Annotated in this window: 1 protein-coding gene; it reads left to right on the top strand. The window is 38.1% G+C overall.

The window, feature by feature from the left end:
• On the top strand, nucleotides 1-244 hold a 244-nt coding region (locus tag RG959_RS24775; RefSeq protein WP_342799362.1), incomplete at both ends, for a LysE family translocator.

Raw genomic sequence — 244 nt, 5'->3', positions numbered from 1 at the left:
ATCTTATTTATCTGGGTTGGAAAATGTGGATATCGCCAGTTTCTACTATGTCTTCGGGTGATAATCTGCAAGACGTGAATAACGAGATAGCGAGCTTTATTCAAGGCTTTATGATTTCTGCTTCTAACCCTAAAGTAATACTTTTTTATGTGGCTTTTTTGCCGACATTTATGGATTTAACCGTCTTAAGTGCTGCGGATATTGTGTTGGCCTCGTTTCTTACTTTTGTTGCCTTGTTACTTGG

The organism is Domibacillus sp. 8LH (assembly GCF_038806185.1).
GTDB lineage: Bacteria > Bacillota > Bacilli > Bacillales > Domibacillaceae > Domibacillus > Domibacillus indicus_A.
The sequence above is the reverse complement of the archived record's forward strand: the minus strand, read 5'-3'. Positions and strand labels throughout refer to the sequence as shown.